Here is a 19,597-nt window from a genome sequence, read left to right as displayed (position 1 = left end):
TGTTCGATGAAAAAAATGATGTTATTAGGCGTACTCGCCTTCAGTTTACATATCGGCCAAGTACTGGCCGACGCCAGCCAAGACCTACAAGCTCGTCTGAACAAGGTCAATAGCTTCCAAGCCAGTTTTTCACAGAAGGTGACTAGCCCTGAAGGGGATCTTGTTCAAGAAGGTGTTGGGGATTTATGGCTTGAACGCCCGAATTTATTCAATTGGAATATGACATCACCTGATGAAAGTGTATTAGTCTCGGACGGCAAAAACTTGTGGTTTTATAACCCTTTTGTTGAACAAGTTACGGTAACTAATTTGGCCGATGCCACACAAGACACGCCATTTTTATTAATCACTCGTAATGATCCTAAAGATTGGAAGCAGTATTCAATTATTCAGCAAGGTAACACGTTTGATTTAAAACCAAAGCAAACTAATGGCACCTTGAAACGCTTTTCAATCACAGTCTCACCAGAGGGGACAATTGAAAAATTTTCGGCAGTGGAACAGGATGGGCAAGTCAGTGCTTATCAGTTAAAAGAACAAAAAAATGGTCCTGTTGATGCAAGTAAATTCAAATTTACGATGCCTAAAGGGGTGACCTTAGATGACCAGCGACCGAATGCAAAATAACCAATAGTAACGACAATAATCATCAGGTTTTAATGGCCTGGTGATTTGCACTTCTTTATTTTTAAGACGTAAAAAAGAGGATCTCGTGGGTAACCTGTCTCTCGATTTTTCGCAGAATGAATTCCAACCTTTAGCAGCAAGAATGCGGCCTGAAACCCTTGAGCAATACATTGGCCAAAAGCATTTGTTAGCGGAGGGGAAACCATTACCACGCGCTATTAAAGCAGGGCATTTGCACTCCATGATTTTATGGGGGCCACCGGGGACAGGTAAAACGACTCTTGCTGAAGTGATTGGCCATTATGCTCAGGCTGACATAGAGCGTATTTCTGCTGTTACCTCAGGTGTTAAAGAAATCCGTGAGTCAATAGAAAAAGCACGCCAAAACCGTAGCGCAGGCCGCAGAACAATTTTATTTGTGGATGAAGTTCATCGTTTTAATAAAAGCCAGCAAGATGCTTTTTTACCTCATATCGAAGATGGCACTATCACATTCATTGGGGCGACAACAGAGAACCCTTCATTTGAGTTGAATTCTGCACTACTTTCGCGCGCAAGGGTTTATTTACTTAAGTCACTGGAAGAAGCGGATATTGAGCTAGTATTGTTACAAGCCTTAGCTGATACAGAAAGAGGGCTAGGTGGGCAAAATATTCTTCTACCTGACAGTACACGTAAAATTATTGCACAGTTAGTTAATGGCGATGCTCGGCGCTCATTGAATTTATTGGAAATGATGGCCGATATGGCTGAAGCCGATAGCCAAGGCCAACGTATTTTGACCGCTGACTTACTGAAAGAAGTCAGTGGTGAACGTACTGCACGCTTCGATAATAAAGGTGACCGTTATTACGATTTAATTTCTGCATTGCATAAGTCAGTAAGAGGCTCGGCCCCTGACGCCGCGCTCTATTGGTATGCAAGGATCATTACGGCGGGGGGAGATCCACTTTATGTCGCACGCCGCTTGTTAGCAATAGCTTCTGAAGATGTCGGGAATGCCGACCCTCGGGCTATGCAAGTGGTCATTTCTGCATGGGATTGTTTTACCCGAGTGGGGCCCGCAGAAGGTGAGCGTGCAATTGCCCAAGCGATTATTTACCTTGCCTGTGCTCCAAAAAGTAATGCTGTCTACACCGCATATAAAGCAGCTATTAAAGATGCTCAAATGCAGCCCGACTACGACGTCCCTGAGCATTTACGCAACGCCCCAACTAAGTTGTTAAAAGAAATGGGGGCAGGGAAAGGGTATCGTTATGCTCATGATGAGCCTAATGCTTACGCTGCTGGGGAAAACTACTTTCCTGAGCCAATGCAGGCAACGCGTTATTATTACCCTGAAAAACGAGGGCAAGAGAGCAAGTTTGCTGAAAAATTAGACTGGTTAGCCCAACAGGATCAAAATAGTGCCATAAAACGCTATCGCTAAACTGGGCAATGCGGTAAGGTTATATAGCCAATTACTATACTTTTATTTATAACGCTGGAATGCGTTATATTAAGTACCATCAATAACTAACAATTATCACAGGATAAGCATGCTCGATCCAAATTTACTGCGTACGGAGCTAGACGCGGTTGCTGAAAAACTGGCTCGCAGGGGTTTTACCCTTGATGTGGAAAAGCTGCGTGAATTAGAAGAACGCCGCAAAGTTTTACAAGTTGAAACTGAAACCCTGCAAGCAGACCGTAACTCGCGATCGAAAACTATCGGTGCGGCTAAGGCACGTGGTGAAGATATTGAGCCATTACGTCAAGAAGTTAACTTATTAGGCGAAAAATTGGATTCTGCTAAGGCAGAATTAGACAAGCTGCAACAAGAAATCCGTGATATTGCATTGAGTATCCCGAATATTCCTGATGACCAAGTTCCTGATGGCAAAGATGATTCCGACAATGTCGAGGTTGCGCGTTGGGGTAAACCTCGTGAATATGATTTTGAAGTTAAAGATCACGTTAGCCTAGGCGAATTAACAGGGGGCCTAGACTTCCCTGCTGCGGTAAAACTGACCGGTGCACGCTTCGTGGTGATGAAAGGGCAAATAGCCCGTATGCACCGTGCGTTAGCCCAATTTATGTTGGATTTACATACAGAGCAGCATGGTTATCAAGAGCTATATGTTCCGTATTTGGTCAATCATGATACGCTGTACGGTACCGGCCAATTACCAAAGTTTGGTGAAGATTTATTCCATACCAAACCGTTGGAAGAAGAAGCAGACAGCAGCACTTATGCGTTGATCCCAACAGCAGAAGTCCCTGTTACTAACTTAGTACGGGATGAAATTTTAGATGAAAATGATCTTCCGCTAAAAATGACTGCACATACACCTTGTTTCCGTTCTGAAGCGGGTTCATATGGTCGGGATACTCGTGGTCTTATCCGTATGCACCAGTTCGACAAAGTTGAGCTTGTACAAATAGTTCACCCTGAAAAATCGATGGATGCACTGGAAGAGCTAACAGGTCACGCTGAGAAGGTTCTGCAATTATTGAACTTACCTTACCGTAAAGTGATTTTATGTACTGGTGATATTGGTTTCGGTTCACGCAAAACTTACGACTTAGAAGTATGGTTACCAGCTCAAAATACATACCGTGAGATTTCTTCTTGTTCAAACATGTGGGATTTCCAAGCACGTCGTATGCAAGCGCGTTTCCGTGGTAAGAGTGATAAGAAAACTCAACTAGTTCATACGCTAAATGGTTCTGGTTTAGCCGTTGGTCGTACATTGGTGGCGATTTTAGAAAACTACCAATTAGCAGATGGCCGTATTGAAGTTCCAGAAGTATTACGCCCATATATGAAAGGCCTAGAATATATCGGTTAATTTCCGTTATTCTTTCAAAAGTTAAACGCGGCTCATAGTGGTCGCGTTTTTTTTGTAAATTTAACGTGTTCTGAATAAGTATCTTCAGGTTAAACCTGAGCCCCCTTTCACTGAATGACTAAATATGCCAATATTTAATTCATTTTCTAACCCACCCATTCATTCACCTACAGATTGCAATGTAAGATAAGTTAGTTCCTCTCCATGGCTGATGCTTCCTGCATTAGCGACATTAACACAGTTGCAAATCAGTGATATCGAAATAAATGGAAAACAACTCTAATTTAAAAAAGGAGGAAGAAAATTATTATTTAAAGGAATATATGTGGATTTGTAGGGGATAGTAAAAAGGAAAGCAAATGCTTTCCTTTTTTAGATTTAATGATTTAGCAAAATCGCTAAATCATCATACCTTGGCTTATTTTACTTGGGAGAAAAACAGGCTACGGTAGCTGCTGTAATAACAAGCATACATAATTGGCATAGAAACTAACAGACCTAAACCTAAAGGAATAACTGAGATTATCATTAGGATTGAAATAACGATAAAGAACAGAATACCTGGCAGGATGTTTTTCTTAACAGCTTGTAAGCTGGCAGAAATTGCAGCGCCAACAGTAAAGTTATGGTTCATTACCAGTGCAGGTGCAAACCAAGTTAATGCGGTACCGACTAATGCAGCAACAGCCATAATAATGATTGCAAAGAAGAATGTACCTGAAGACGCAAGGATTGCAGCATCAGATGGTGAGCCATATTGGTTGCTTTCCATCAATAAACCAAACATAGCGGAACCACCAATAATAAAGGCGATGATCATACCCACTAAGTTAGCGGCAAAGTTGATTGCACCAACGGCAAATAGGGTACCGAATTTATTTTGGAAACCGGCGAATAGTAAGCCAATTTCAGCTTGACCTGTTTTACGCTGGTTTTCACAGATTGCAATAATACCGCCAATAAAAATAGGAGTAATAAAGGTAATCAGTAAATTAAGGAAAGGGATCATCGAAATGATAAAGATTAATGCAAATAGTACGATGTTAATCAAGATCCACATACCCAGTTTCTCTTTAACGAGAGACCATGATTGGCTGATCCAGTTAACCCCTTCACCAGCATCTACCGCGCGAGGCTCAGCATGGAAAACAAAAGTATCAGTTTGATTTTGTGGGTCAATTGTAGGTGCAGGGTTGTTATCTGCACTAAAGTTTTCATTATTCATGATAAAAAAGGAACCTATTTTTCGTAGTGAGTTAGCAATATATTATTATAGATAAGTGTTTTGAGTTTATGTCACTCTTGTTACTTATTGGCAGTAGTATGCAGATAAGTGAGTACATTATAAAGCAGACAATTCTGGTAAGGTATTTATGTTTAATTATTTTTTCAATAAAAAGTATTTTGTTAAAAAATCCAAATAGACAATATTTTATCAATGACAACAAACAATTGGCTTTTTAAGTTGGTATAAAATACTGTTTTTTGTTTTTATAACACATTAATATAGCATTAAATCATTCTTAATTGAAATACATTACCCATGAAAACAACATGGTTAATATTGGTAATTTTTATAAACTAATACTCGATATTGGGCAGATATCTGATGGTTTAATTTCTTTCAGTAGAAACATACGTTGTAATTCCTTTATTTAAAAGGAACGTAATCGGTATATTGAAATAAGGTATTTATATTAATTTTTTCGGGTTAATCGCACTATATTGTTGAACGTAGGGTTTGTACTAATCAAAATTAGTAGGAAAACTAAGTCAAGATATGTACCTGTGTGGTGAAGTGGGAGTATAGGTATAAAGCCAGTACCTAGCATATTGGGTATGTTTTTTATGGTACAGCTGTGGAGGTTGTTCTATTGGGAAAATATCAATTCTCCCATACAACTGATACCTTTATGCCTGAACTCTTTGACTAGCCAGTCGTGAAGGGTTAAATGAGCACTTCGACACGATCTTTATCTGAGCTAGTCTGAATACAAATGGTTTGGATATTAAGTCGCGCATCGTTCTTCCAAATTCAGTGTGCTCATCGCCTTTAGTTATATTTTTATTATTGATCTGAAAAATGCTTGCTTTGTTTCTGTATCACGAAAGGAGGTTGTCATGCTTTTCTATATCACTGTAGTTGCTTCAAAATAACTAAAAGTGGCTCCATATTTAACAAATCTCAGTTACATCAGTGAACTTGTCGCATCATCAACATAAATTAGAGCTGCTCTAGACTAGAGCACGACCTTTAAACCAGCGATTGCTATAGTTGAGATAGCGCTTTTCAGTACCAATAAAACACTAATCTAAGAAATAGAGGGTGAGTATTCAATACCTTGATTTGCTTAAATATAAGATTGTTAACATTATGCAAAACCCAAGCGTAAAATTATATTATTGTATTATGAGTAGTAAATTAAATTATGAACTCTCCCATATTAAAATATTAGCACGATAAATTAGTTATTATTTTTAACTATTAGTTAGCAGTTGGGGTATTGAATGAAACAAAATGTTACTAACATCATTATTAACATCATTAAAAACTTAGTCATAAAATGATGCTATTTTGTTAATGATGTTAATTTAAATCATAGAGTGTGTCATATTGAGAATGCCAAAGTAATAAGTTATCGTATTTAATCTGAAATTGTTGGTGTTTTATTCTGCGTATAGCAAGGTCTATAATATTATTAATATGTAGTTAAATTTTACAAAATAGAACATTATTTCTCTACTCTTTTTTGGGATAAAACATAAGATATAAGCCAAACTAATAAATTATATGGAAAACAAGTATGAAAAAGCTATTACCAATCCTCATTTCGTCAGCAATGATATGCTCATTTACAGCCTCAGCGGCTAGCGTTGGTTCTATAGATATTAGCGTTACAGGTCGAATTGACCCTGCAGCTTGTGAATTAGATATTGCTGGTGGTGGTAATATTGATTATGGTTTGATTGATCTTGATACATTAACATTTGTAGATGGTGCCTTTGGTGGCAAATTTGCCGCCTTACCAATACAGGAAACCAGTTTTACAATTCGTTGTTCAGCTAATGCTCCTGTTAAATTATCTGCATCTAGTAAACGAGTTGGTACAGTTGCTGGCGCAACTGAGAATTCTCGAGGATTTGCTGCACTTCCTATTAAATTATTAGATATTGGTGCGGGAAATAGCTCAAATGGTGTAGCTGGATTAGGTAAAACCTCTACAGGTATAAATATTGGCGGGTATATTGTTCGTTACAAAGCGAATAGCTTGAATGTGAGTACATTGGATAGCAATAATCAGCTAACAACTATTTCAGGTAGTGAAGTTCAGAATATTTACTATAATACTCAAAGCAAAGCTTGGAAAGTTTCGGGCGGAAACCTATTCTCAAATAATATGGATTTACAAACTTCTTTTGCGAAAGCAAATGAAACAACGCCTATTGAAGCGAGTATTTATGATGGAGTTTTACAGGTTCAAGCTTATGTAAGTGAAGAGGCAGCTACAGTCGGTAAATCAAAACCTGTTTTACTCGATGGTTTATCAACAATTGAATTAAATTATATCTAAAATTTGTAGGTAACTAAATTAATTTAGTTACCTTATAATAAAATGACGCAACTAAAATGAAAATAAAAACATATTTATTACTTATAATTGTATTACTAATCCCACAGCTATCAATTGCAGCAGGTATATTACCTGCTACGTCAGTCGTTGTTGTTAATGAAAAAAGTCAAGATGGTGAGATTGTTGTGACTAATACAGACAACTATCCTGTTCTATTAACAACAGAATTAGTAAATGTCGATCCTGAATACCAAGATCTGGTTATTGCTACTCCTCAACTTATTCGAGTTGAGCCTAAAGCTAAGCAATTAATACGCTTTATGCTCACAAGTAATTCTGATTTAAAGCATGAAGTATTAATGAGAGTTATTTTTGAAGGCATCCCGCCACAAGCAGATCCTGATGCTGAACAGATCAAATTTACTATTCGACAAAATCTTCCTCTTATTATAAAACCCAAAAATTTGCCTGAAAATGATACTCCTTGGGAATTGTTAAAATGGAAGTATGAAAAAAATACGTTAATCGTAACTAACCCTAGCCCTTATATCGTAAGATTAAGCAATAGTGTATTGAGTAAGCCTGGGAATATTGAGTGGGTGTTACCATCTAATTATATTTTACCTAATCAATCTATAGAGTTAACTACATCTCAACGTTCGCCGACACTGATTGATGGGGTTACTATACAACCATTTACTCAATGGGGGTATTCAACCACGCAAAAATATTCTATCAAGTTAAATAACTAGTAAAAATGACTAGAAAAAAAAAGAATAAAATTGTTGCAATTTTGCTATTTGTGACTACTTCTTCCTATGCGAAAGAAGTAGTCTTCGACCAAGATGCACTAAAACACAAAGGAATACCTAGTGATATTGCAAAGTTATATAGTGAAAAGGCTCATTTTCCTCAAGGCGAAAATATCGTTAGTGTGTTTTTAAATGATAAATATATTGGTCAGAGTTCTTTTTTATTTAACTCTCAAGGAGAGCTTTGTCTTGATACTAAGTTTATTAATACTACAAATATCGAACTATCCAAAATTAATTCAACGTGTCCAACAATAAAGGACTACGATAATTTAGAGGTAGAACTGATACCTGGTGATTTACGCGTCAATATCTACGCATCGCCATCACTGTTAAAAAATAAATCAACAAATGATTGGCTTCACACAGGGAAATCAGGCGTTTTCAATTATGATATAAAATATTTTTCTACTAAAAGTGATTTTGCTTCTCAGTCATTTTTTAATTCAAATCTTACATTAGGATTCAATGTATACAATTGGATTGTGAGAAGCGACCAAACATATACGTATTTTAATGGCGAAACGAGTTTTGATCATCAAACCTTATATGCAGAGAAAACATTAGAACCTCTTAAAAAAAACTTGCAGGTTGGCCAGATTAATTTATCGAATTCGTTTTTTAGCTCTGGGCAAGTTATTGGCTTTCAGTTAGTTCCGGAATTGGCATTAGATAGCTCATCTCAAGGCGGTGGTATCGTCAATGGTATCGCATTTGAACGTTCTGTGATTGAAGTAAGGCAAGCGGGAATTTTAATTTATACAACAACTGTCCCAGAAGGCCCTTATACATTAGAAAACCTCCCGCTATTAAATAATCGGTTGGATTTATCAGTAACGGTTATAAACCAAAGTAATAAAGAAAGTACATTTATCGTTCCTGCTAGTTCATTTATATTAGCCTCAAATAGTATCAATAAAGATATAACATTTGGCTTAGGTAAAGTTAACCAAAATAAAGCAGATAAAAAGCCTTATGTTATGAATGTCAGTAAAGGGTTTAATCTACGTCCAGATATGTTGGTTGTTGTCGGGGGGCTTGCATCAAAAGATTACCAAGGTGTGGGGCTCAGTAATACTTATGAATTTCCGAATTTATCACTAGCAACTATAACAACTAATATATCTAAAGATATGGACAACAAATACGGTGAGTATTATACATTAAGTTATAATTATCCAGTTATCGCGAATACTAATTTAGCGGCGAACTCTTTATATAGAAGTAAAGAATACAAAGACTTTAACGAAACATTGAATGATTACGATACAATAATGTATTCAAATCATGTAAACAGCAGTGAAACTCAATATGGTATTGGTGTAAATACACATTTCAATAGCTTAGGGTCATTTTCATTAAGTTGGAACCGTTCTCTTGGTGACAGAACGATTAATTATTATAATGCTAATTGGAACAACTTATATGCAAATAAATATAATGTTTATTTAGGATATGAGAGAAGGTTATATAACCACACAAATGATAACACTATTTATTTAAATGTCGATATTTCGTTAGGGGATAGGCAAAATTTATCGAGTTGGATGAATCAGTATGACAATAACAAAAGTTACGGAACGCGATATAGCAACCATAATTATGATAACTTAAGTTATTCGATTAGTGCGAATAAAAATACAGAACCAAGTAATCAAAATGTCTCATTGAATATGAATTATACTACACCGGTCACTTTACTTTCGGGTAATATTAGTAAAGGTAATAATACCAGTAGTTACTATGGGTCGTTATCCGGCGGCATGGTTTATTTTGATAATGAACTCATTTTTTCATCGAAAAGAATAGCGAATACATTTGCTATAGCAAAAACAGAAAACCAAGAAAATATTCCAATACAATCTTCATCAGGAACAGTGATGACTAATAGTAAAGGTTACGCGGTAATACCAAGTATAGATAGTTATAGAACTAATTATGCTAAGATAGACTACCGAAAATTACCTAAAAATATGAATGCTCCCTATGGGATTATAGAATTTCAACCTGCTAATGGAAGTGTTCCCTTGGTTAATTTCTACATTAATCAAGTTAACCGTGCTATTTTAACTCCATCATTTAATGGGAAGAAACTTTCTAAAAATTTAAAAGTATATGATAAAAACGGTGATTTATTAACCATAACTGACAATGCTGGGCGAATTATTATCGATAATCTATCCTTGCCGACAAGTTATTTTGTTGACGTAGGCAATAATAAAAAATGCACTATTAATCTCACTAGTGATGTTGGTATTTCGAAAACTGAATTGTTTACAATAATAAACCCTATTTGCTTTATGGCTAACTAAAGGCTTTAGAATGATAAAATTAATTGCAGGGCTACTAACTTGCCTATCTTTTAGTGCATTTGCATCAGATGGTCATGGGACATGTAACATCAACTTGGGAACAGATGAGGTTAACTATGATACCTTAGCTGATTTTAATACAAAAAAACAAAATGGTGTGGTATATGCGGGGAATCGGATTGTTCCTGTAGTAGTAGAGTGCAGTGAAGAAACTACCCCATATATTGATTTTTCTACGATTAGCAATACCTTTTCAAATAATACATCTGAAGCTATTTTAAATGTAAATAATCCGATGCTTGATGGGAAACCTATTTTAATCGATGCTATTGAATTAAATAGCTCAAATAGAATCAACTCATCACAAAAAGATGTTAAAATTCATCCCAATCTACGTATTCAACCCGCACAGGGTGAAAAAGGAAAAGTATTTTCCTTCAATTTACTTGTTGATTTAAAAATTAATTCATTGAGTAAAAAAGGTGTTGTTGTTAGGAACAAAATACCGTTAAAAACGTTGGGTGGAAGTACAAGTTTAAGTATTAGCTATTCAGAAATGACAACAGCATGTAATCTTATTGTTGATTCTACCTCAATTGACTATGGTGCTATAAATAGAAATGAGTTAAGTAATTATTCTTATACAATATTACCCGAAAAAAATATTAACTTCACTGTACAATGTGATTCGGGGAAAACTGCTATAGCACTCCAAACTTTTAATCAAATTGAACGTTCACTTGCGCCAAATAAACAAGAAGGTGTTAGCGGTTATGGAGTTCCTCCTGTTCAGTTATTAAATAACAATATGATGGCAGGGGGATTAGGTAATACTCAGGAAGGTGTTCCTATTGGTGGATATGCGATAGCGTTAGATTTAGGTTCTTTATATGTAGATAATAAGGCAGAGAGAGTGCAGCCAATATCAGGTAATGCATCTTGTGGAGACCAAAATATCATTTGGCAACATGCGAATGGTGATTTATTACCTAATGATTCTTCAAATAAAATCATATCTTGGGCAAAATTAGGGAGTTTGCAACCTGCTCTTTTTTCTAATATAAAAGGCACAATAAAAGTTCAAGCTTTTATTAATAAAGCTTCTTTACTAACTGTTAATAAAGAAATTAAATTCAAAGGCCGCTCTATCATTGAATTATGCTATTTGTAGATTTAAGGGAGGCTGGCTACGTCGCATCAACACATAGTCGCAGATTTATTCTCGGTTGGTCTGTTTTTGCAGTATTTGAACGGTACGTAAAACAGCATTTTCTATGTTTGATTACCAATTCCAAATATTCGTTATTAATTCAAAAACAATATACGGAAATGGAAACTTGCATCGGATAAATTGTTTTATACCTGCGTATTGCTTGATAAAACCAACCCCAACTAACAGAGCCAGTTGCAATACGCTAAGGTAAGGGGGGCTTTATTTCAAGCCCCAACGAGTATTAATACATCACTTTATGGCCATAGCTTTCGAGAATACTTTTAACACGCTCCATGACTTCTTTTGTTGGTGGTCTCACCCCATCAAGTTTATATTCTTCACCCATAGTTTCCCACTTGTGTTTACCCAGCTCATGGTAAGGTAATAACTCGATTTTTTCGATATTACTCATATCTTTAGTAAACTCACCTAGCAGATGCACTGAGTGGTCATCATCACTCCAACCTGGCACAACGACATAGCGAACCCATGTTTTTTGATTACGTTTAGCCAGATAGCGAGCGAATTCAAGTGTACGCTGGTTGGATACACCCACTAATTTTTGGTGGATATCATCATTGATTTGTTTTAAATCGAGCATGACTAAATCAGTAACATCCATTAGTTCATCAATAACAGGGTCATAACGGCGCACAAAGCCATTCGTATCTAAGCAAGTATGGATATTTTCTTTTTTACAGGCGCGGAACCAATCGCGGACAAATTCTGCCTGCAAAATTGCCTCGCCACCGGATGCGGTAACACCACCACCGGTTGCATTCATAAAGTGGCGATAGGTAACTGCTTCTTTCATTAGTTCATCGACAGTCACAATTTGACCGCCGTGGGTATCCCATGTATCGCGGTTATGACAATACAGACAGCGCATTAGGCAGCCTTGGAAAAAGACAATAAAGCGGATCCCCGGACCATCGACGGTACCGCATGATTCAAAAGAGTGAATACGGCCAAGTACGGCAGGGGTTTCTGTCACATTAGTTGTCGCTATTGTTTTAGTTTTAGTATCATCGATAGACATAGCAGGCACTCCAAAATATCCGTCATACCGCAAACTTTAGAGAGAAAAATATCGTTGCTGGTATAGATAAAAAGACCCCATAAAACGGGGCCTTTAATTTACTTTATTTTAATAAGCTAATTATTACATTGTACTGGTGAAAGTACGAGTAATAACGTCTTGCTGTTGTTCTTTAGTCAGTGAGTTGAAACGCACTGCGTAACCAGATACACGGATAGTCAGTTGTGGGTATTTTTCTGGGTTTTCCATTGCATCTAACAGCATTTCACGGTTCATAACGTTAACGTTCAGGTGCTGACCGCCTTCGATAGACGCTTCATGGTGGAAGTAACCATCCATCAGACCTGCTAAGTTAGTTTTACGAACATCGTCATCTTTACCTAATGCATTTGGTACGATAGAGAAAGTATAAGAAATACCGTCTTTCGCGTAAGCAAATGGCAGTTTAGCAACAGAAGTTAACGATGCAACCGCACCTTTTTGGTCACGGCCGTGCATAGGGTTTGCACCTGGGCCAAACGGAGCACCTGCTCGACGACCATCAGGGGTATTACCTGTTTTCTTACCATACACAACGTTAGATGTGATAGTTAAGATTGACTGAGTTGGTACTGCGTTACGATAAGTAGGTAGTTTCTGAATTTTCTTCATGAAACGTTCAACTAAGTCACACGCGATATCATCTACACGAGAATCGTTATTACCGAATTGTGGATACTCGCCTTCGATTTCAAAGTCGATTGCAATACCGTCTTCATCACGAATTGGTTTAACTTTGGCATACTTAATCGCAGACAGTGAGTCAGCTGCAACAGACAGACCCGCAATACCACATGCCATTGTACGATAGACATCACGGTCATGCAGCGCCATTAGAGAAGCTTCATAGCTGTATTTGTCGTGCATGAAGTGGATGCAGTTCAGTGCAGTGACGTACTGAGTTGCTAACCAGTCCATAAAGCCATCCATTTGATTCATCACAGTATCGAAGTCAAGGACTTCGTCCATGATTGGCGCATGTTTAGGACCAACTTGCATTTTCAGTTTTTCATCGATACCACCATTGATGGTATACAGCATGGTTTTCGCTAAGTTAGCACGAGCACCGAAGAACTGCATTTGTTTACCAACAATCATTGGGCTAACACAACATGCAATAGCGTAGTCATCGTTGTTGAAATCTGGACGCATCAGGTCGTCGTTTTCATATTGAACTGATGAAGTATCGATAGAGACTTTTGCCGCATATTTTTTGAAATTCAATGGCAGTTTTTCTGACCACAAAATAGTCATGTTAGGCTCTGGAGATGGGCCCATGGTATACAGTGTGTTCAGGAAGCGGAACGTATTTTTGGTGACTAAAGTACGGCCATCAAGACCCATACCCGCTAATGATTCTGTTGCCCAAATTGGGTCACCAGAGAATAGCTCATCGTATTCAGGTGTACGTAAGAAACGTACCATACGCAGTTTCATGACTAAGTGGTCAATCAGTTCTTGCGCTTGTTGTTCAGTCAGTTTACCTGCTTCGATATCACGTTGGATATAAACGTCTAAGAACGTTGAAACACGACCAAATGACATTGCTGCACCATTTTGTGATTTCACTGCGGCTAAGTAACCGAAGTAAGTCCACTGTACAGCTTCTTGTGCATTTGTTGCTGGTGCAGAAATATCGTAACCGTATTTTGCAGCCATTTCTTTCATTTGACCCAATGCGCGGTGCTGTTCAGCAATTTCTTCGCGCAGTTGGATAGTCATTTGCAGGTCTTCACCTTTTTCTAATCTTTCTTGCAAAGAGGTGAATTGGTTAAATTTGTCTTTCATCAGGAAATCAATACCGTACAGTGCAACGCGACGGTAGTCACCGATGATACGACCACGGCCATATGCATCCGGTAGACCTGTTAAGATACCTGATTTACGGCATTTTAAGATGTCTGGTGTGTAAACGTCGAAAACACCTTGGTTGTGAGTCTTACGATATTCAGTGAAGATTTTTTTGATTTCTGGGTCTAAAGTGCGGTCATAAGCTTTACATGAGCCTTCAACCATTTTGATACCACCGAACGGGATAAGACCACGTTTCAGAGGGGCGTCAGTTTGTAAACCAACGATTTTTTCTAATTCTTTAGTAATGTAACCAGCATCATGGGAAGTGATAGTTGACGCAACATCTGTGTCAAAATCAACTGGCGCGTGAGTGCGGTTTTCGATTTTGATCCCTTCCATGACTTTATCCCACAGTGCGTCAGTCGCTGGGGTAGAGCCTGCTAAGAAAGATTCATCACCTTCATATGGAGTGTAGTTTTTCTGGATAAAATCACGTACATCGACGTTATCCTGCCAGTTACCTTGGTTAAAACCTTGCCATGCTAAAGCGAATTTTTCATTTAACTCGGACATGATACTTTTACCTTTTAACAATGGATCTTTTAAGGATCTTAATAAATCTTTTTGTGTGTGTCAGTGGCTATTAATGTTTTTGGCCACCACGTAAATGCATGAACCAATAAATGAGGCCGACTAAAATCGCGCCGCCAATAATATTTCCAATAGTGACTGGAATTAAGTTATCTGTAATAAAGTTTCCGACTGTTAGGTGCGAAAACTGCTCTGGTGACATATTGATTTGAGCCCAATACTCAGCAGGAGCAAATTCTTTAATCATAATCCCTAATGGGATCATAAACATATTTGCAATGCTATGTTCAAAACCGCTTGCTACAAACATAGCAACAGGCAGAACAAGAACAACCAGTTTATCAGTTAAGCTACGACCTGAATAACTCATCCAAACCGCAAGGCAGACCATTAAGTTTGCTAAAATTCCTAATGCAACAGCTTCAACAAAAGTATGGTGTAATTTATGGCTGGTGGTTTGTAAAACGTTAAGACCCCATAGCCCATTTGCTGCAGTATATTGCCCTGCGAACCAGATAATTGCGACAAAGAACAATGCACCAATTAAGTTACCAATGTAGACATGAAACCAATTACGGAACATTTGTCCCCAAGTGATCCTGCCTGTGGCTTTCGAAACAATAGTGAGTACGGTAGAAGTGAAAAGGTCGGCACCGCATACAACGACTAGCATCAGACCCAAGGAGAAACAAATCCCACCAATGAGCTTAGTAAAACCATAAGGCGCTTCAGCCGCCCCTGTAGTTGCAGTGATGTAAAATACAAATGCGATAGAGATAAAAATACCGGCAGTGAATGCTGACAAGTAAGTAATTGCAGGATGCTTATTCGCCTTATAAAAGGCCGCATCATCTGCGACTTGCGCCATTACAGCTGGTGGCAGTAAATTAAAAGGGTTGTCAGCTTTCATACCAACACTCTCTTACAAAGTTGATTAATTATAGCACGCAATAATAGTAACAAAGGGGATAAATGAGAAATTTGATGTGGATCATGAAGTCTCTAGAGAAAGCGGTCAAAATGGTTAATTAAATGTTAAAATTAACTGTAACTAAATGAAAAATAACATAAAAATATTTTTTAAAATTTATAAAATATTTTTATAAAGGCTATCTTAAGGCCATGATTAAGTAAAAAAATACGTGCAAATGTTAATTATTTAAGATGAATATGATCCGTTTAATATTTAATTTAACTTATGTGTATATATCCCCCTAACTTGTATAACTTTAATCTGATATACCACTTTTTAGTTAGTTATATTAACGAGCAATATTTATCTAACAATTATGCCAATTATAAGAAAATAATCTTTGATGGAAGCAACCAATGCTTTAAATTTTTATGAAGACGCTAAATTAGTTTTCAGTATAAAATTCAATATCTTCTAATGTATTTAGCTCTTGTTCGATGCGTTCACGGCTGTTGAGCAATGTTTTGATGACTTGATCAACTTTTTGTTTATCACTGCGGAAGGTCGGAATAGATACACTAATTGCTGCAATGATTTTATTACGTTGGCGCAATGCCACAGCATAGCAAGTTGTTTCTTCGTTAATTTCTTTATTGTCTACAGCATAGCCATTTTGGCTAACAATATTAAGTTGCTGGCGCAATTCAGGTAGAGTTTGCACACTATATTGAGTGAGTGGCGTAAAGCCAGAAGGGTATAGCTGAGCAATTTGTTGGTCAGTATAGTTAAAAATCATCGCTTTACCCAATGCTGAATAAATGGCGGGTAAGCGGGTTCCAATGTTAGAAATTAGTTGGACTTTTTGTGCAGATTGCACTTTGTCTATGTATAGTACATCAGCGCCATCTAAGATGCCCATTTGGCAAACTTCATTACACTCTTCAACAATTTGCGTCATCTCTCGATGTATCATTTTCAACCAATATGATTTTTCGAAAAATGAGCGGGAAAGAATTGAGCACGCAATGCCTAAATAGTAAAGCTGGCTCTTATCATCGTAATTGATATACCGAAACTCAGCCAATGTTTTTAAAATAGGGTAAATTGTCCCCTTTAAAATATTAGTTTTATCAGAAAGTTGTGTCAAAGAAAGCCCAGTATTTTCAGCCGCTAAAACTTGAAGTATCTCTAATACTCGAATTGTCGGCATGTGCTCCGTAGACATTGAACTATCTCCCTGATTAATTTTGCCGCTATTCTAGGTTTAAAATAACACGATGTAAATCGCCGTAGAAAAACGATTTATCTCATTTCCATCATGAATAAACCTGATATGAGCAATAAAAAGCCGTGATACTGCTCAAAATTTTTTAATAAAAAAAATAGATTTAATCTACCGTTATTATCCCTTTCATCAATTAAATCTCAATTAATCAATTCATTAAGTGAATAGTTAAAGTTAATGGATAAATTTGACTCCATCTAGAATTCGTGTTTATTTGATTGTGTTTTTATTTATGAATGCAGTTTGTATATATGAACAATGATTGATGAAGAAAAAGAATAATGGAGAAAAAAAGTATGGAAAGTCGTTATATTACCCCCGTAGTGACCGTTTTTGATGACAAGGGGCGAGTAGATCTTGAACAGAACTTACACGTTTATGACTCTTTGAAAGGAAAGGTGTCAGGTTTTGTGACGATGGGGAGTACTGGGGAGTTTTTTGCATTAAATATGCAGAATTCAAAAGCATTAATAGAACTTTGTGGCGGTTATCAAAAAGAAGGAATGCATGTTTATGCAGGGGCAAGCCGTCTAGACGTGAATGAATCCATTGAATTGGCTAATTTTGCCTATGAGCAGGAAATTGACGGTGTGATGATCATTAGCCCGTATTATTTCCCACTAGACGATGAAGGGGTTTACCGTTTTTACAGTACGATTGCGGAAAAAACACCCGCTAAAATTTTTATTTATAACTTCCCTGAGCGCACTGGCTACTCTGTTTCTCCTGAGGTTTGTCTTCGCTTAGCGGATAAATACACTAATATTGTTGGGCTAAAAGATACCATTCCTGACACTTCTCATACAGCTCAAGTGATTGAAACAGTAAAATCACGGCTCCCACATTTTGAAGTTTATGCAGGCTATGACAATAACTTTGCTCATGTCGTGTTGTCTGGCGGAAGTGGCTGTATCGGCGGTTTATCGAATATTTTCCCTCAATTTTTTGCATCATGGATGCAGGCTTTTGCTCAAGGTGATTTAGCATTAGTCGCAAAATATCAGCAACGCGTCGACCAATTAATGGCGATTTATGGGGTGAATACGCCATTTATTCCAACATTTAAAAAAGCGTTACAACTCAAAGGGGTGATTAATTCTGATCATTGCACATCACCATTTATTGGATTGAATAGTACACAGATAGAGCAGCTTCAGCAGCTATTGGCACTTGCTGACGCACCGCTCTAATCTTTCCTGAATCCAAAACATAGAACATCTTACTGACAGGGAAAAAATATCATGGCAACGATAAAAGCTTATAACAATCCCGTTTTAAATTCTGCGATAGCCAAATCGTGGAAGCGTTTAGTCCCCCTGATGTTTATTTTGTATTTTGTTGCATTCATTGACCGAGTGAATGTTGGTTTTGCCAAAGATGCCATGCAAGTGGATATTGGCTTATCAGATTCTGCCTTTGCATTTGGTGCAGGGATTTTCTTTGCTGCGTATGCATTATTTGGCATTCCCGCAAACTTGATTTTAAATAAAATAGGCGCCCAAAAATGGCTCAGTATTACGACGGTCATTTGGGGGGTTCTTTCTGCAATGACAGGGTTTGTTACCAATGAAACGCAATTTATTATTTTGCGTTTTTTACTTGGGCTGGGTGAAGCTGGGTTTTATCCAGGGATCTTATTACTAGCTTCTATTTATTTTCCAAATAATGTTCGTGGCTCAGTGATTGGTATTTTTGTTCTTGGTGTGCCACTTGCGTTAACTTTAGGTTCACCGTTATCAGGAGCTTTGCTTGAATTACATGGTTGGTTAGGTCGTCCGGGATGGTTCTGGATGTTTGTTATTGAAGGCTTACCCGCGATTGTTATTGGTATCTTTGCATTCTTTTATCTGGATGATAGCCCCGAAAAAGCGCGTTTTCTTACTGATGAAGAGAAAAAAGCACTGACAGAGCAGTTAGCAAAAGAAAATGAAAAAACAGAAACAACATCGGTATTATCTGCACTGAAAAATGCCAAAGTATGGCACTTGGCATTGATTTACGGCACGATCCAAATTTCAGTGTATGGTTTGATGTTCTTTTTACCTTCTCAAGTTGCATCCCTCATGGGGGAAAGCCTAGGCTTTAAACAATCACTGGTGGCTGCAATCCCTTGGGCTTGTTCTGCATTCGGGGTGTATTTTATCCCTCGTATTGCTGACAGGTACCCAAATCGTCGCATCGAAATCTCTGTTGTGTGTATGCTAGCAGCCGCTTTAGGTCTTGCATTATCTGCATTTGCGAGTCCGGTATTCGCTATTGCAGCTCTCTGTTTAAGTGCGGTAGGTTTTTTATCAGTGCAACCGATTTTTTGGACATTTCCTCCACAGCTATTGAGCGGCCCAGCACTTGCTGCAGGGATCGGCTTTTGTACTACGATGGGGGCATTTTGCTCATTCCTTGCGCCAATCATTCGCGTTGAGGTCGATAAAATGATGAATAGTACTACCGCGGGTATTGTCACTTTAGCGGTGATCACTGTGGGGTGCGCATTGCTTATTGGGTTACTAAAAAAGAATACACATAAAAAAAATATTAAGGCGTTACCGTCAAATTAATAGCTTGATTTCTG

14 protein-coding genes and 1 pseudogene are annotated in these 19,597 nt (G+C 37.6%); 9 read left to right on the top strand and 6 right to left on the bottom strand.

Annotated features, from left to right (window positions below):
• Positions 1-6: 6 nt before the first annotated feature.
• The 3 genes from lolA (at position 7) to serS (ending at position 3,458) form a co-directional block, all read left to right on the top strand.
• The gene (gene lolA / locus ACIPUA_RS20265) at positions 7-627 is read left to right on the top strand and encodes an outer membrane lipoprotein chaperone LolA (RefSeq protein WP_042846505.1); all 621 of its coding nucleotides are present in this window, start codon (positions 7-9) and stop codon (positions 625-627) included.
• 85 nt (positions 628-712) lie between these two features.
• Positions 713-2,056 (top strand): replication-associated recombination protein A, encoded by a 1,344-nt coding sequence (locus ACIPUA_RS20260; protein ID WP_449060083.1) that lies wholly within the window; start codon positions 713-715, stop codon positions 2,054-2,056.
• A gap of 109 nt (positions 2,057-2,165) precedes the next feature.
• Entirely contained in the window at positions 2,166-3,458 is a 1,293-nt protein-coding gene (gene serS, locus ACIPUA_RS20255) for a serine--tRNA ligase (protein ID WP_042846503.1), read from the top strand.
• A gap of 418 nt (positions 3,459-3,876) precedes the next feature.
• Here the strand turns inward: serS and ACIPUA_RS20250 are convergent, their stop codons facing one another.
• Complete coding sequence (locus ACIPUA_RS20250) at positions 3,877-4,683, bottom strand: BPSS1780 family membrane protein (protein WP_042846502.1); 807 nt, start codon at positions 4,681-4,683, stop codon at positions 3,877-3,879.
• A 670-nt stretch (positions 4,684-5,353) separates the two neighbouring features.
• Positions 5,354-5,720, bottom strand: a pseudogene (locus ACIPUA_RS20245) (ISNCY family transposase); the annotation flags it as partial.
• Between the two features lie 542 nt (positions 5,721-6,262).
• Between ACIPUA_RS20245 and ACIPUA_RS20240 the strand changes: the two are divergent.
• The 4 genes from ACIPUA_RS20240 to ACIPUA_RS20225 are packed head-to-tail and all read left to right on the top strand — an operon-like array spanning position 6,263 to position 11,325.
• Complete coding sequence (locus ACIPUA_RS20240; RefSeq protein ID WP_042846501.1) at positions 6,263-7,030, top strand: DUF1120 domain-containing protein; 768 nt, start codon at positions 6,263-6,265, stop codon at positions 7,028-7,030.
• Positions 7,031-7,086: 56 nt separating this feature from the next.
• Positions 7,087-7,782: a fimbria/pilus chaperone family protein gene (locus ACIPUA_RS20235; protein WP_042846500.1), complete on the top strand. Its 696-nt coding sequence runs from the start codon at positions 7,087-7,089 to the stop codon at positions 7,780-7,782.
• A 5-nt stretch (positions 7,783-7,787) separates the two neighbouring features.
• Entirely contained in the window at positions 7,788-10,154 is a 2,367-nt protein-coding gene (locus ACIPUA_RS20230) for a fimbria/pilus outer membrane usher protein (protein ID WP_449060082.1), read from the top strand.
• A 10-nt stretch (positions 10,155-10,164) separates the two neighbouring features.
• Positions 10,165-11,325 carry a DUF1120 domain-containing protein gene (locus tag ACIPUA_RS20225; protein ID WP_048606574.1) on the top strand — a complete coding sequence of 387 codons (1,161 nt, stop codon included), beginning with the start codon at positions 10,165-10,167 and terminating at the stop codon, positions 11,323-11,325.
• Positions 11,326-11,608: 283 nt separating this feature from the next.
• On the opposite strand, the gene pflA is transcribed toward ACIPUA_RS20225, so the two are convergent.
• The 4 genes from pflA to ACIPUA_RS20205 all read right to left on the bottom strand — a co-directional run bounded on the left by pflA (position 11,609) and on the right by ACIPUA_RS20205 (position 16,968).
• On the bottom strand, positions 11,609-12,406 hold the full coding sequence (pflA, locus tag ACIPUA_RS20220; RefSeq protein ID WP_164975525.1) for a pyruvate formate lyase 1-activating protein: 798 nt from the start codon (positions 12,404-12,406) through the stop codon (positions 11,609-11,611).
• A 123-nt stretch (positions 12,407-12,529) separates the two neighbouring features.
• Positions 12,530-14,812 carry a formate C-acetyltransferase gene (gene pflB / locus ACIPUA_RS20215; RefSeq protein ID WP_042846497.1) on the bottom strand — a complete coding sequence of 761 codons (2,283 nt, stop codon included), beginning with the start codon at positions 14,810-14,812 and terminating at the stop codon, positions 12,530-12,532.
• Between the two features lie 70 nt (positions 14,813-14,882).
• A complete protein-coding gene (gene focA, locus ACIPUA_RS20210; protein ID WP_048606577.1) occupies positions 14,883-15,740 on the bottom strand; it encodes a formate transporter FocA in 858 nt (285 codons plus the stop codon).
• Positions 15,741-16,188: 448 nt separating this feature from the next.
• Complete coding sequence (locus ACIPUA_RS20205; RefSeq protein WP_449060081.1) at positions 16,189-16,968, bottom strand: IclR family transcriptional regulator; 780 nt, start codon at positions 16,966-16,968, stop codon at positions 16,189-16,191.
• Positions 16,969-17,324: 356 nt separating this feature from the next.
• Here ACIPUA_RS20205 and ACIPUA_RS20200 point away from each other — a divergent pair, with 356 nt between their 5' ends.
• Both ACIPUA_RS20200 and ACIPUA_RS20195 read left to right on the top strand, forming a co-directional pair.
• The gene (locus ACIPUA_RS20200) at positions 17,325-18,218 is read left to right on the top strand and encodes a dihydrodipicolinate synthase family protein (RefSeq protein WP_094301200.1); all 894 of its coding nucleotides are present in this window, start codon (positions 17,325-17,327) and stop codon (positions 18,216-18,218) included.
• Between the two features lie 51 nt (positions 18,219-18,269).
• Entirely contained in the window at positions 18,270-19,583 is a 1,314-nt protein-coding gene (locus ACIPUA_RS20195; RefSeq protein ID WP_042846493.1) for an MFS transporter, read from the top strand.
• Positions 19,584-19,597: the final 14 nt, after the last annotated feature.

This window comes from Providencia sp. AGC89 (assembly GCF_053543535.1).
Note: the sequence above shows the minus strand (reverse complement) of the source record. Positions and strands in the feature narration are given on the sequence as shown.

What these genes read in the sequence shown, in the direction of transcription:
- lolA (WP_042846505.1), top strand. Translation starts at nt 7, where the DNA reads ATGAAAAAAATGATGTTATTAGGCGTACTCGCCTTCAGTTTACATATC.
- serS (WP_042846503.1), top strand. Translation starts at nt 2,166, where the DNA reads ATGCTCGATCCAAATTTACTGCGTACGGAGCTAGACGCGGTTGCTGAA.
- ACIPUA_RS20250 (WP_042846502.1), bottom strand. Translation starts at nt 4,683, where the DNA reads ATGAATAATGAAAACTTTAGTGCAGATAACAACCCTGCACCTACAATT.
- ACIPUA_RS20240 (WP_042846501.1), top strand. Translation starts at nt 6,263, where the DNA reads ATGAAAAAGCTATTACCAATCCTCATTTCGTCAGCAATGATATGCTCA.
- ACIPUA_RS20235 (WP_042846500.1), top strand. Translation starts at nt 7,087, where the DNA reads ATGAAAATAAAAACATATTTATTACTTATAATTGTATTACTAATCCCA.
- ACIPUA_RS20230 (WP_449060082.1), top strand. Translation starts at nt 7,788, where the DNA reads ATGACTAGAAAAAAAAAGAATAAAATTGTTGCAATTTTGCTATTTGTG.
- ACIPUA_RS20225 (WP_048606574.1), top strand. Translation starts at nt 10,165, where the DNA reads ATGATAAAATTAATTGCAGGGCTACTAACTTGCCTATCTTTTAGTGCA.
- pflA (WP_164975525.1), bottom strand. Translation starts at nt 12,406, where the DNA reads ATGTCTATCGATGATACTAAAACTAAAACAATAGCGACAACTAATGTG.
- pflB (WP_042846497.1), bottom strand. Translation starts at nt 14,812, where the DNA reads ATGTCCGAGTTAAATGAAAAATTCGCTTTAGCATGGCAAGGTTTTAAC.
- focA (WP_048606577.1), bottom strand. Translation starts at nt 15,740, where the DNA reads ATGAAAGCTGACAACCCTTTTAATTTACTGCCACCAGCTGTAATGGCG.
- ACIPUA_RS20205 (WP_449060081.1), bottom strand. Translation starts at nt 16,968, where the DNA reads ATGTCTACGGAGCACATGCCGACAATTCGAGTATTAGAGATACTTCAA.
- ACIPUA_RS20200 (WP_094301200.1), top strand. Translation starts at nt 17,325, where the DNA reads ATGGAAAGTCGTTATATTACCCCCGTAGTGACCGTTTTTGATGACAAG.
- ACIPUA_RS20195 (WP_042846493.1), top strand. Translation starts at nt 18,270, where the DNA reads ATGGCAACGATAAAAGCTTATAACAATCCCGTTTTAAATTCTGCGATA.